The organism is Bradyrhizobium sp. 187 (assembly GCF_023101005.1).
Classification (GTDB): Bacteria; Pseudomonadota; Alphaproteobacteria; order Rhizobiales; family Xanthobacteraceae; genus Bradyrhizobium; species Bradyrhizobium canariense_D.
Window position 1 is genome coordinate 3174291 of sequence record NZ_CP064693.1, and the last position, 13237, is coordinate 3187527.

Sequence of the window (13237 nt, forward strand, 5' to 3'; positions counted from 1 at the left end):
GCCCCGCCATTTCCGAAATGATTTGATCAGAGCAACGCTGGCTCATGTCCTTTGTACTCGTGCAGGTGATCGTCGGCGGACTTCTGCTTGGCGCTGTCTATGCCCTGTTTTCCTCAGGCCTCACGCTGGTGTGGGGCATGATGAACATCGTCAATTTCGCGCATGGCGATTTCGTCATGCTCGGCATGTACGTCGCCTATGTCGTCTACACGCTGTTGGGAGGAGGGCCGATCCTCGGCGCGCCGCTGGCAACCCTGGTGCTCGCGACAGTCGGCGTCGTGGTCTATTTCGCCCTGATCCGCGATATCATGAAGGGACCGATGCTGGCGCAGATCCTCGGCACTTTCGGGCTTGCGCTATTGCTGCGTTATTCCGTGTTCTGGTGGTTCGGGGCCAACTTCCTGTCGATGCCTCCGGACATCGTGGGCGGCACTTATGCGTTCGCGGGCCTGCGCATCGAGGCCTCGCGGCTGCTTGCCGGCGTGGTCGCGCTGCTGGTCACGCTCGGGCTGCATCTGCTGCTCACGCGGACCTCGCTCGGCTCGAAAATGCTGGCGGTGGCGGAGGATCAAACAGCGGCCCAGCTCATGGGCATCCGTCCCGATACCATGCAGGCGATCGCCTGGGCGATTGCGGCCGGTGCCACCGGGCTTGCCGGCGCGCTGATTGCGAACTTCTTCTACATCGTGCCGACCGTCGGCGAGACGCTTGGCATCGTCGCCTTCGTCACGGTGTCGCTCGGCGGTTTTGGCAGTGTGCCGGGCGCCCTTGTCGCAGGCCTGCTGATCGGCATGATCGAATCGCTGTCGGGCTATCTGATCGGCGCGATCTACAAGGACATCGTCGTCTATGTCCTGTTCCTGCTCTTCCTCTGGTTCCGGCCGCAAGGCCTGATGGGCAAGACCTGATGGGAAGGCTGTGATGCGGCGCTTGATCTGGCTCTCGGTCGTCGCAGCGTTCGCGATCTGCTATCCGCTGCTGCTGTCCTCGCCGTTCCAGCAGCGTCTGGGCGCGCTGGTGCTGCTTTATGCGATTGCAGCGTCCGCGTGGAATATCGTCGGCGGCTATGCCGGCCAGGTCTCGGTCGGCCACGTCGTCTTTTTCGGCTGCGGTGCTTATGCCGCGATGGGATCCTACGCAAAGTTCGGCCTGTCGCCCCTGTTCGGCATCCCCGGCGGGATCGTGCTCGCCGTGGGCTTGGCCGCGATCATCGGCGTGCCGACGCTGCGTCTGTCGGGCCATTATTTCAGTATGGCGACCATCGCGGTCGCCGAGACGATGCGGCTGATCGTGACCAACACCGACTGGCTCGGTGCGGCCGTCGGGCTCTCAGGGCCGACCGTGCCGCGCAACATCTTCGATCTCTCGTTCCTGTCGTCGCTGCCGTATTACTATCTCTTCCTCGCAATCCTCGTGATCACGCTGTTAATCACCTGGTGGATGACCAACAGCCGCATGGGATTTTACCTGCGCGCGATCAAGGACTCCGAGCGCGCGGCGCGCTCGCTCGGCGCACCCGCCAGTCGCACCAAGCTCTACGCCTACATGCTGAGCGCGGCGCTGACGAGCGTCGCCGGCGCGCTCTATGCCATGATGTTCGGCTTCGTCGACCCCGAGTCCGGGTTCGGGATCCTGATTTCGGTGAAAATCCTGATCATGGCGGCGCTGGGCGGGGCAGGGCTGTTGTTCGGGCCCCTGGTCGGTGCCGCGATCCTGGTGCCGCTGGAGGAGATCTCGAACAGCTGGCTCGGCGGCAAGGGCGCCGGGCTCACCTTCGTGCTCTATGGCGCGATCATCGTGGTGATCGCGCGCTTCCAGCCCGGCGGTCTGCTCAGCCTGTTCACTCGGCGCAGCAAGCCGACGAAGGACACGGGAGCTGGCCATGCTCCTTGAGGCACGCGAAATTACGAAGGCGTTCGGAAGCTTCAAGGCGGTGGACGATGCCTCCGTGACCTTGGAGCAAGGCGACATCCTCGGCCTGATCGGCCCGAATGGCGCGGGCAAGTCCACCTTCTTCAATTGCCTGACTGGCGATCTCAAGACCACTTCGGGCTGCGTCCTGTTCGAGGGCCGTGACATCACGGACTTCGCGCCGGAGCTGCGCGCCGGGCTTGGGCTCGCTCGTACCTTCCAGGTGCCGCAGACATTTGAGGGCATGACGGTGCTGGAGAACGTCATGATCGGCGCGTTCCTGCGCACCTCGCATCGCAAGGACGCCGAGACCAGGGCGCGCGCGGTGCTCGAGCGCGTCGGCATGATCAGGCTTGCGGATGCGCCGGCGCGCTCGCTCGGCACCCCCGGTCGCAAGCGGCTGGAGATCGCGCGGGCGCTGGCAACCGAACCGAAGGTGCTTCTGCTCGACGAAGCCATGGCCGGCCTCAACGCCCATGAGGTGAGGCTCGCCATCGACCTCGTGCGCGACATCCATCGTTCCGGCATCACCCTTGTGATCGTCGAGCACATCATGGAAGTGATCATGTCACTCGCCAGCCGCGTGATGGTGTTCCACCAGGGCAAGGAGATCGCCCGCGGATCGCCGCGCGAGGTCACATCCAACCCGGCGGTGATCGAGGCCTATCTCGGCAAGCGTGCAGCCAAGGCAGCGGCCGGCCACACGCCGGTCGAACTGATGGGCGGGCCCGACCTATGAGCGGGCCGTTGCTGCGGATCGAGCACCTCGAGGTGCGCTACGGCGATCTCATCGGCGTGTCCGACGTCTCGCTGGAGGTTCCTGAAGGCAGCGTCGTGGCGCTACTCGGCTCCAATGGCGGCGGCAAGACCACGACGCTGAACGCGATCGCCGGCCTTATTCCCGTGCATTCCGGATCGATCCGCTTTCGCGGCGAGGATATCGCCGGCGAAAGAGCCTTTGCGATCGTGCGCAAGGGGCTGGCGCTGTCGCCAGAAGGCTGGCGGCTGTTCGTGCAGCAGAGCGTCGAGAACAATTTGATGCTTGGCGCAACGCCGCTGCGCGACAAGTCGCGCCAGGCCACGCTGCTCGAACGTGTCTACGAGATCTTTCCGCGCCTCAAGGAACGCCGCAACCAGCGTGCCGGCACCATGTCCGGTGGCGAACGGCAGATGCTCGCGGTCGGGCGCGCGCTGATGAGCGAGCCGAAGCTGTTGATGCTGGATGAACCTTCGCTCGGTCTCGCGCCGGCGGTGGTCGAGTCCATGTACGAGACCTTCGGCCGCCTGCATCGCGAGGGCCTGACCATTCTGCTCGCCGAGCAGTCGATCGAGCTCGCACTGGAGGTCTCGGATTTCGCCACGGTGCTCCAGGTCGGCAAGAGCGTGCTATCAGGCACGGCGGCGGCGCTCGCGGAGGATCCGCAGGTGCAGAAGGCTTATCTGGGCGTGGACTGACCGATTTCCGCCTGGAGGCGCCCGGTATCGGGGGCGTTGGGCTGCAATATGGATATGCAACAGTAACGGCGAGGCGTCGCTACTTGATCTTGTCGTAGGCCGCCGCGAAATCGCCGAGCGGCATCGGGATCGCGATCGTTTCCTTCGCCATGTTCTGGAAGGAGACCTTGAGCTGCTTGCCCGACCGCAAAGTCGCAAGCAGGTCCGGCGCGATCGGCGAGGAGGCGTAGCAGCCGCGGTTCTCGCAGGTCTGGATCTGGAGATCGACCGTCTTGCCCTCGTCAACCTGGAGCTTGGCGCCGATGGGAAGGTTGAGGCCAAGCGGCAATTGCAGCAGCGCCACCGGTGTGCGGGTGTCGGGCGCGATGCGGATGTTGATCAGAACGATGGTCTGGCCGGTCTTGGTCAGCACCGCGTTCTGCTCCATCGCGCATTCGAGCGGTGCGTCGCGGCTGACGCTGGTGCAGCGCACGACCCAGCCGGGCTGCTGCGCCGCAGCGCCGTCAGCCTGCGGCTGCGTCGGAGCCGGTGCGGGCTGTGCCGCCGGGGCAGACGGAGCTGCGTTCTTCTTGGCGCCTTGCTGGGCATGCGCGGCACCCGCCGACACCAGGAGAGCGGCTGCTAAGGCGACAAGTCTGGATTGCAAGGGCATGGCAAGACCGCGTTGACGTGAACCGAAGGCCTCGCTGTAACGTCGTGAGGCGCGCGGTGCAAGCTGCTACTCGGCAGCTTCCTTAACGGTGCCGTGCTCGACCGTCTCGTCGCCTTCGCCGCCACCCTTGCGGCCCCAGCCCGAGAACCAGTTGTTGAGCTCGTCGAGATAGAGATAGACGACCGGGGTGGTGAACAGCGTCAGCGCCTGGCTGACGATCAGACCGCCGACCATGGCGTAGCCGAGCGGCTGGCGAATCTCGGCGCCGGTGCCGTGGCCGAGCATCAGCGGCACGCCGCCGAGCAGGGCAGCCATCGTCGTCATCATGATCGGACGGAAGCGCAACAGCGCTGCCTGCCGGATCGATTCCGCCGGCGTCTTGTGCTCGTCGCGCTCCGCGGCGATGGCGAAGTCCACCATCATGATGCCGTTCTTCTTCACGATGCCGATCAGCAGAATGACTCCAATCAAAGCAATGAGGCTGAACTCGAAGCCCGCCGCCATCAGGATCGCGAGCGCGCCGACGCCGGCCGAGGGCAGAGTCGACAGAATCGTGATCGGATGGATGTAGCTCTCGTAGAGGATGCCGAGGATCAGATAGACCACGACCAGCGCGGCGAGGATGAGGAGCGGCACGGTGCCGAGCGACTGCTGGAACGCCTGTGCCGTGCCCTGGAAGCTCGAATTGAGCGTCGGCGGCGCGCCGAGGTCCGCCATCGCCTTCTGCACGGCCTCCGTAGCCTGGCCGAGCGCGACGCCCTGGGCGAGGTTGAAGCTGATCGTGATCGCCGGGAACTGGCCCTGGTGGCTGATCGAGAGCGGGCGAACCGGATCGGTGCTCCAGGTCGCGAAGGTCGACAGCGGCACCTGGTCGCCGGTTAGCGGAGACTTCAGGTAGAGCTTGTTCAGGCTCTCGAGGCTGCCCTGCATCTCCGGCAGGATCTCGAGAATCACCTTGTAGGTGTTGAGCTGGGTGAAATACTGCGTGACTTGGCGCTGTCCGAAGGCGTCGTACAGCGTGTCGTCGATCAGCTGCGGCTGGATGCCGTAACGCGCAGCCGTATCGCGGTTGATCTTGAGCTGAACCGTGGTGCCCTGGGTCTGCTGGTCGGTCGCGACGTCGCGCAGTTGCGGCAAGGTCTGCATCTTGGCGAGAATCTTCGGCGCCCAGTCATTGAGCTCGGCGAGATCGGCGTCCTGCAGGGTGAACTCGAACTGCGTACGGGTCGGCCGGCCGCCGAGCCGGACGTCCTGGGCCGCCTGCATGTAGAGGCGGGCGCCGGACACCTTCTCGAGCTTGGGACGCAGCCGCGCGATGATCTGCTGCGCCGAGGCATTGCGGACGCTGAGCGGCTTCAGCGTGATGAACATGTTGCCGTTGTTGCCGGCGCGGCCACTGCCGCCGATGTTCATCGCGATCGTTGCGACGTCGGGGTCGTCCATTACGATTTTGCCGAGCTCGACCTGGCGGCGCTGCATCTCCGCGAACGAGATGTCCTGGGAGGCTTCCGAGGTCGCCGTGATCAGGCCGACGTCCTGTTGCGGGAAGAAGCCTTTCGGGATCAGCACGAACAGATAGACCGACAGGGCAAGGGTCGCGAAGAAGATCGTGAGCGTGGTGCGGCGCCAGGCCAGGGCATGGTCGAGCACCCATTCGTAGCCGCGCAACATTGCATCGAAGCCGCGCTCGCTCCATTGGTAGAACTTGCCGTGGGTGACCTCGCCATGGGCGCGCAGGAAGCGCGAGGCCATCATCGGCGTCAGGGTCAGCGACACGAACATCGAGACGAAGATCGTCATCGCCAGCACGACGGCGAATTCACGGAACAGGCGTCCGATGATGCCGCCCATCAGCAGCAGTGGAATCAGCACTGCGACCAGCGAGATGCTGATCGACACGATGGTGAAGCCGATTTCCTTGGAGCCCTTGAAGGCCGCCGCCATCGGCGATTCGCCTTCTTCGATGTAGCGCGTAATGTTCTCGAGCATCACGATAGCGTCGTCGACGACGAATCCGACCGCGATGGTGAGCGCCATCAGCGATAGATTGTCGAGCGAATAGCCGACGACCCACATCAAGGCGCACGCGCCCAGCAGCGCCAGCGGCACCGTGATTGTGGGAATGACAGTCGCCCAGAAACTGCGCAGGAAAATGAAGATGACCATGACCACCAGCGCTATGGTCAGCAGCAGCGTGAACTGGACGTCCTCGACCGCGGCGCGGATCGTCGTGGTGCGGTCGCTGATGAGCTCGATCTTGATCGCGGGCGGGATCGCGGCGACGAGGCGAGGCAGGGTGGCCTTGATCCGGTCGACAGTCTCGATAACGTTGGCGCCCGGCTGCTTGAAGATCACCAGGAACACGCCGCGCTTGCCGTTGGCCCAGGCCGCCTGCTTGGCGTCCTCGGCGCCGCTGACCGCTTGGCCGACATCGCGGATTCGCAAGGGACCGCCATTGCGATAAGCGATGATGACGTCGTTCCAGTCCTTGGCCTGCGTGAGCTGGTCGTTGGCGTAGATCGTGTAGGCGCGCTTCGGGCCGTCGATGTTGCCCTTGGGGCTGTCGACCGTGGTGATCGCGATCTGGCTGCGCACGTCCTCCATCGACAGGCCCTTGGCGACGAGTTTGGCCGGGTCGATCTGGATGCGGATGGACGGTTTCTGCTGGCCCCCGATGAAGACCTGCGCGACGCCGGAGAGCTGGCTGATCTGCTGGGCGAGCTGGGCGTCGACCGCGTCGCTGACGCTGGTCAGCGGCAATGTGTCTGAGGTTGCCGACAGCAGCAGGATCGGCGCGTCGGCCGGGTTGACCTTGCGGTAGGTCGGCGGCGAGGGCAGGTTCTTCGGCAGCTGACCGCTCGCGGCGTTGATGGCGCCCTGCACGTCGTTGGCGGCGCCGTCGATGCTGCGGTTGAGGTCGAACTGGATGGTGATCGACGCGGTGCCCAGATAGCTCGTCGAGGTCATCTGGGCGATGCCCGGGATCTGGGCGAATTGCCGTTCGAGCGGCTGGGCCACCGACGAAGCCATGGTCTCTGGGCTGCCGCCCGGCAGATTGGCTGTGATCTGGATGGTCGGGAAGTCTACCTGCGGCAGTGGCGCGACCGGCAGCAGGGGATAGGCGACGAGACCGACGAAGAGAATGCCGGCCATCAGCAGCGAGGTGCCGATGGGATAACGGATGAAAGGTGCCGAAATCCCGCCCGCGTTCATTCCTGTCGGACCTTGTTCTGGGCCGGATCCGTACTCGCCACGGCCGTGGAGACGAGGCTCCCGGGCTGGACCTTGAATTGGCCGCCGGTGATCACTTGCTGCCCGGGCGTCAGCCCTTCGTCGACGACGGAACGTCCGTCGATGCTGTAGCTGACCTTGATCTTGTGCACCTCGGCCTTGTTGTCCTGATTGACAGAATAGGCGTAGAGGCCGTTGGTGGAGTGCTGGACCGCATCATCCGGGACAACGGTCGCATCCTTGAGGGTGCGCACCAGCAGGCGTGTCGACACCGATTGACCGGGCCAAAGCGCGTGGTCCTTGTTCTCGAACACCGCCTTGAGCCGGATCGTGCCGCTGCTGGTGTCGACCTGGTTGTTGATGACCGCGAGTTTGCCCTCGGCCAGCGTCTTCTTGCCGTCGGTGGTGAAGGCGATCACCCTGAGCGCGCCGGCCTTCTGGCCCTCGCTGATATAGGGCAGCTGATCCTCTGGCGCGGTGAAGATCACCGAGATCGGCTCGACCTGCGAGATCGTGACGATGCCGGTCTGCGTCGAGGCGTTGACGATGTTGCCGATGTCGACCTGGCGCAGGCCCGCGACGCCGGTGATCGGCGCCTTGACCTGGGTGTAGTCGAGCTGGGTCTGCGCGTTGGAGATCGCAGCATCATCGGCGGCGATCTGTGCGGTGAGCTGGGCGACCGTGGAGCGCTGGGTGTCGACCCGCTGGGCGGTGGCGAATTCGCCGAGCTTCATGGCGCGCTGGAGCTCGAGATTGGCGTTGGCCAGATTTGCCTCGTCCTGGGCCTTCTTGGCCTTGGCCTGGTCGAGCGTGGCTTGATAGGGACGGGGATCGATCGAGGCGAGAAGCTGGCCCTCCTTGACGATCTGGCCTTCGGTGAAGGCGATCTTGTCGATCTGGCCATCCACCCTGGTCCGGACTTGGACGGTGTTGAAGCCCGCAACCGTGCCCAGACCGGTCAGGTAAACCGGAAAGTCCACCTTCTGAACTGGCGAAACGCTCACGGGGACGGCGGACGGGCGCTGCGGCCCCTTTTGTGCGGTCTGGGTTTTTCCGGCGTCGGGCGAGCCGAATTTCTGCCAACCATAGTAACCTGCGGAGGCCACGGCCGCGATGATCAGAATCCAGAGGATCGGCCGGGACTTTTTCATATCGTCTCGTGTCGGCTCTTATGCCCTAAGCTACGAATTATGAGGCAATCATAGGGTTCCAGGAGGCTTGTATAATACACGCCAAGTTCCAGTGTAAACAGCACTATCGGTTGAGAATCCTAAACAATTGGAAAGCTTTGCACGGGTTAGGCAGCTCCGTGTCACTACGGTGTGCCGTGCTGCATTCCCCCCTCAGGAACGATCAGCGTGCAAAGTTTGTGCAATGCTCGAAAGCGGTGTGCTCTGGACTGAGCGGCGCCGCGCCTAGGCCGCAAGGCGACGGCTGGCAGGAACGGTTCTAATCGTGCAGTTTCGGTTGTCAGGGAAATCGGCATCGGTCATATCGACGCGCCACAACGGGAGCGCAGCATGGACGAACTGAACGGCAAGCTGATCGCGTGTCAGATCCTGATCACGGGACTGATCGCACGCGTCGCCAACGAGCAGCGTGATCCCTTGCGCTTTCTCACCGAGTTCCGCGACGAGATCAGAGCCGTCGTCAACGGCGTCAACATCGCAGGCATGGACAACAGCGACCGCGTGCGCGCGGTGGCGCGGAAGACCGTCGATGAATTGTTCTCGTTGATGAAGCCGCCAAGCAGCGATTGACCATGCGCCCGCGACCGCCGATTTAGCAGCATTTTCACGCGCTCTTTAGAACGACTCCAATCTCGATTTAGAACGATTTCAAACGGCAGTTTAGAATCGCTTTGATCTGGACTTATTCAAGCGTTCTCGCGGCTTACTCGCATTGACCCGCAATTTTGCGGCCGATACCAACACTCCAATCGCTCATCGAAGGGGCGAACTGGAATATGGGGCGTGTTTGGTAATGGGGCAGGTGGTCGCACCGAAGTCGTTGCGTTCGGTCGCAGCATTCGATGAAAAGTTCACGAGCGTTTCCGGCAAGAAGGTCTCCGCTGTCGCGGGCCTGATCGCAGCAGCATCGGTGTCGAGCGGCGCGGAGGCGCAGCAGTCGAACCTGCCGCCGGTGACGGTCGATGCGCCGGTCGCGCGTCCGCGCCCGGTGGCTTCGAAGCCGACGGCGGATCAGGTCCGCGCGCGCAATGCGCTTCGCCGCGCCGCGCAGCGGCAGCAGGCGGCGCAGCAGACCGCTCCCACCACGCCGTCCGGCGAGGTTGACCGCAATCCGTATTCGGATCCGGCGGCGCCATACAAGGTCGACCACGTCCAGGCCTCCGGCAAGTTTCCCGAGCCGATGCTGAACACGCCGAAGACCATCACCGTGCTCAGCAAGGAAGTTCTCGAGGACAAGAACGCCACGACGCTGAAGGAGATCGGGCGGTCGACCGCCGGCGTGACGCTGGGTTCGGGGGAGGGGGGCAACGCGTTCGGCGACCGCTTCTTCATCCGCGGCTTCGATGCGCGCAACGACGTCTTCATCGACGGTATCCGCGATCCCGCGGTCTCAATCCGCGAAAACTTCTTCACCGAGCAGATCGAGATCCTGCGGGGCCCCGCCTCGTCCTACGCCGGCCGCGGCACCGCTGGCGGTGCCATCAACATCGTCACCAAGCAGGCGGGCGACGTCAATTTCAAGCGGATGGATACCGAGTTCGGCACCGACAGAACCAAGCGCGTCACGCTCGACGTCAACCAGGTCGTCGATCCGACCTTCTCCGTGCGCGTGGGCGGCCTGTTCCAGGACGCCAACGTCGCCGGCCGCAACTATATCACCGACGATCGCTGGGGTTCTTTCATCTCGACCAAGTACACCCCGACCAACGACATCAAGATCACGACGAACTATGTCCACACCGATCTCAGCGGCTACCCGGATTTCGGCGTGCCCTTCTACAGGCAGGGCAATGTCCCCGTGACGTCGGCGGGCATTCCGCGCGGAAACTGGTACGGCTTTCTCAACCGCGACTTCCAGACGGCGCGGCAGGATTTCGGCACCGGCACGATCGAGTACAAGGTCAACGATGCCATCACGCTGACCAGCAAGGTGCGCGGCGAGCACTCGCTGCTGAATTATATCGGCACGCTGCCGCAGAACCCGATCACGACCAGCCCCAATCCGCTGCTCTGGACCACGACGGCCAGTGCGCAGAGCCGCTACCAGAACGTGGATGTATGGGCCAACCAGAACGAGGCCACATTCAAGCTCAACACCGGCGGGGTCAAGCACACCGCAGTGTTCGGCGTCGAATATGCCAACGAAAACATCTCGATCGACCGTTACACCGGCCTCTCGTCCGAACTGTTCGGCGGCGGCTCGACCAGCAACGGAGCGGTCACGGGGGTCAATCTCTACTCGCCGCAGTACACCTACATTCCCTTCAGCAACACGCCGTCGCTGGTTGGAAATCCGACGCGCTACGGTGTCAACACCAGCAGCGTCTACGTCATGGACACCGCGAACTGGCAGGACACCATCATTGTGAACGGCGGCGTGCGCTACGACGGCTACAGCCAGAGTTCGTCGACCAACGCGGCCTATTTGAAGCAGAATGCCGATCTCGTGAATTACAACGTCGGCGCGGTCTACAAGCCGATGTCGATCGGCAGCCTGTATGCAGCCTATGCGACCTCGGCCAATCCGTTCGGGTCGGAACTTGATGCGACCGCGACCGATTACGGTGGTGTTCCGCCCAACACGGCCGTTTTGCTCGGACCCGAGCGTAACAAGGCGATCGAACTCGGCACCAAATGGGAGCTCGCCGACCGTCACCTGTTGGTAACCGGTGCGCTGTTCCAGACGACCAAGGACAACGCGCGCGAGACCGTCAACAATCTGCTGACCTCGGGCGCTGCCTACAGGATCCAAGGCATCGACATCGAGGCCGAGGGCAAGCTCACCGACCGCTGGAGCATTTTTGGTGGTCTGGTGCTGATGCAGTCGAAGGTCACGCAGAGCGGCGTTGCCTCCAACATCGGTCTGCAGCTCGCCAACATTGCCCACCAGTCGTTCAGCATGCTGACCAAGTACAAGTTCGACGGCGGCTGGGAACTCGGCGGCCAGGCGGTGTACCGCTCGAAGGTCTATGGCGGCACGTTCGCGGCCAACACCAACGAGTTGCCGAGCTACTGGCGTTTCGACGCATTCCTCGAGAAGAAGATCGACCAGAACTGGACCATGAAGTTCTACGCCCAGAACCTGACGAACAAGCTCTATTACGACTCGTTCTATCGCAGTGCCGTGCCCTTCGTGGCGGTCGCGCCAGGGCGGGCATTCTACCTCGTGACGACAGCGAAGTTCTGATCATGCTGACGTGCCTTCCTGGCGTTCTGAGCAAGGATGATGTGGCGGATTTCCGCCGCATCATGGACGTCAGCGAATGGGAGGACGGGCGCTCCACCGCCGGCTCGCAGTCGGCGATGGTCAAGCGCAACGAGCAATTGGCGCCGGACAGCGAGGTCGCGCGCAAGCTCGGCAACCGCATCATTTCGGCGCTGACGTCGAACCCGCGCTTTATCGCGGCCGCGATCCCCCTCCAGATATTCCCGCCGCTGTTCAACCGCTATGCGGCCAGCAGCGGCCACCATTTCGGCCTGCACGTCGACAATGCGATCCGCGGCGACCGCCTGACCGGCCTTCGCATCCGCACAGACCTCTCGGTCACGCTGTTCCTGGCCGAGCCGGAGGAGTACGACGGTGGCGAACTTGTGATCGAGGACAGCTACGGCTCGCACGAAGTCAAGTTGCAAGCCGGGGACTGCGTGCTCTATCCCTCGACCAGCCTCCATCTCGTGACGCCGGTGACCAGGGGAACGCGGGTTGCGTCTTTCTTCTGGCTTCAGAGCATGATACGGGACGATCAAGCCCGGAGCATGATCTTTGACCTCGACACCGCGATACAGGCGCTGGTGGAACGGCTCGGGCGTGACGATCCCGAAACGGTCAAATTGACGGGTATCTATCACAACCTCATTCGCTACTGGGCCGAAGTATGAAGATCATGTCCTTCCAAGCAAGCCTTGCCGCAGCTCTGGTGCTGGCGGCCGCCTGGCTTGCATCCCCCGTTTCTGCCCAGACACAGGCCGCCCCCGCGGCACCCGTCCAGTCGACGGCTCAGCCGTCCGCGGTCAGTCCAGCCCCGGTTGTTGCTCCGCCTATGACGCCCCAAGCTGCCGCGCCCGCGGCTGCAAAGTCCGATACGGCAGCCGGCATCGCGCCCGCCATGAAGGAACTGTCGCCCTGGGTGATGTTCATGTCGGCGGACATCATCGTGAAGGCGGTGATGATCGGGCTCGCCTTTGCATCGCTGATGACCTGGACGGTGCTGATCGCCAAGTCGATCGAATTGTCGATCGCCGCGACCAAGCTTCGCTCGGCGCTGAAGAAGATCGCAGAGGCGCGCTCGCTCGCGGAAGCGCAGATGGCGCTCGGGGCCAAGGAGGGCATCCTGCCGTCCTTCCTGGCGGCGGCGCTGCGGGAGGCGCGGATGTCGGCCGGCCTCTCCAGCGACACCGGCATCAAGGAGCGGGCGGCTTCGAGCTTCTCCGAGATCATGCGTGCGGAGGCGCGGCGCATCCGCGTCGGCATGGGCGTGCTCGCGACCATCGGCTCGACCTCGCCCTTCGTCGGCCTGTTCGGCACGGTGTGGGGCATCATGAACAGCTTCATCGGCATCTCGAAGTCGCAAACCACGAACCTCGCCGTCGTCGCGCCCGGCATCGCCGAGGCGCTGCTCGCCACCGCGATCGGCCTGGTCGCCGCCATTCCCGCGGTCATCATCTACAACTACTTCTCGCGCGTGACGAAGAGCTATCTCGAACTCGTCAGCCGTGCCTCGGGCGCTGCGGGGCGGTTACTCTCGCGCGATCTCGACCGCAGCCACGGCAGCGTGCATTCGCGCGCGGCGGAGTGACC

Annotated in this window: 11 protein-coding genes; 8 read left to right on the top strand and 3 right to left on the bottom strand. The window is 63.7% G+C overall.

Going from position 1 to position 13237, the window contains the following annotated elements:
* Window positions 1–44: 44 nt before the first annotated feature.
* The 4 genes from IVB19_RS14970 to IVB19_RS14985 are packed head-to-tail and all read left to right on the top strand — an operon-like array spanning window position 45 to window position 3366.
* Complete coding sequence (locus tag IVB19_RS14970) at window positions 45–908, top strand: branched-chain amino acid ABC transporter permease (RefSeq protein WP_018459265.1); 864 nt, start codon at window positions 45–47, stop codon at window positions 906–908.
* A 13-nt stretch (window positions 909–921) separates the two neighbouring features.
* Window positions 922–1893: a branched-chain amino acid ABC transporter permease gene (locus IVB19_RS14975; RefSeq protein ID WP_204510934.1), complete on the top strand. Its 972-nt coding sequence runs from the start codon at window positions 922–924 to the stop codon at window positions 1891–1893.
* Window positions 1883–2650 carry an ABC transporter ATP-binding protein gene (locus tag IVB19_RS14980; RefSeq protein ID WP_018459263.1) on the top strand — a complete coding sequence of 256 codons (768 nt, stop codon included), beginning with the start codon at window positions 1883–1885 and terminating at the stop codon, window positions 2648–2650. Before IVB19_RS14975 ends, IVB19_RS14980 begins: the two co-directional genes overlap by 11 nt.
* Window positions 2647–3366, top strand: coding sequence for an ABC transporter ATP-binding protein (locus IVB19_RS14985; RefSeq protein ID WP_018459262.1), 720 nt, complete (start codon window positions 2647–2649; stop codon window positions 3364–3366). Before IVB19_RS14980 ends, IVB19_RS14985 begins: the two co-directional genes overlap by 4 nt.
* A gap of 79 nt (window positions 3367–3445) precedes the next feature.
* Here IVB19_RS14985 and IVB19_RS14990 read toward each other — a convergent pair whose 3' ends face one another.
* The 3 genes from IVB19_RS14990 to IVB19_RS15000 form a co-directional block, all read right to left on the bottom strand.
* Window positions 3446–4018, bottom strand: coding sequence for an invasion associated locus B family protein (locus IVB19_RS14990; RefSeq protein WP_085385622.1), 573 nt, complete (start codon window positions 4016–4018; stop codon window positions 3446–3448).
* Window positions 4019–4084: 66 nt separating this feature from the next.
* Window positions 4085–7231, bottom strand: a complete 3147-nt coding sequence (locus IVB19_RS14995; protein WP_247821561.1) for an efflux RND transporter permease subunit — start codon at window positions 7229–7231, stop codon at window positions 4085–4087.
* On the bottom strand, window positions 7228–8400 hold the full coding sequence (locus IVB19_RS15000; RefSeq protein ID WP_204510936.1) for an efflux RND transporter periplasmic adaptor subunit: 1173 nt from the start codon (window positions 8398–8400) through the stop codon (window positions 7228–7230). The genes IVB19_RS14995 and IVB19_RS15000 overlap by 4 nt, the downstream gene beginning before the upstream one ends.
* A 369-nt stretch (window positions 8401–8769) precedes the next feature.
* Here IVB19_RS15000 and IVB19_RS15005 point away from each other — a divergent pair, with 369 nt between their 5' ends.
* The 4 genes from IVB19_RS15005 (at window position 8770) to exbB (ending at window position 13235) form a co-directional block, all read left to right on the top strand.
* Window positions 8770–9009, top strand: coding sequence for a hypothetical protein (locus IVB19_RS15005; RefSeq protein WP_085352792.1), 240 nt, complete (start codon window positions 8770–8772; stop codon window positions 9007–9009).
* Window positions 9010–9232: 223 nt separating this feature from the next.
* Window positions 9233–11626: a TonB-dependent receptor gene (locus IVB19_RS15010; RefSeq protein ID WP_085362163.1), complete on the top strand. Its 2394-nt coding sequence runs from the start codon at window positions 9233–9235 to the stop codon at window positions 11624–11626.
* Between the two features lie 2 nt (window positions 11627–11628).
* On the top strand, window positions 11629–12318 hold the full coding sequence (locus IVB19_RS15015; RefSeq protein WP_085352794.1) for a Fe2+-dependent dioxygenase: 690 nt from the start codon (window positions 11629–11631) through the stop codon (window positions 12316–12318).
* Complete coding sequence (gene exbB, locus IVB19_RS15020; RefSeq protein ID WP_085352795.1) at window positions 12315–13235, top strand: tonB-system energizer ExbB; 921 nt, start codon at window positions 12315–12317, stop codon at window positions 13233–13235. The genes IVB19_RS15015 and exbB overlap by 4 nt, the downstream gene beginning before the upstream one ends.
* Window positions 13236–13237: the final 2 nt, after the last annotated feature.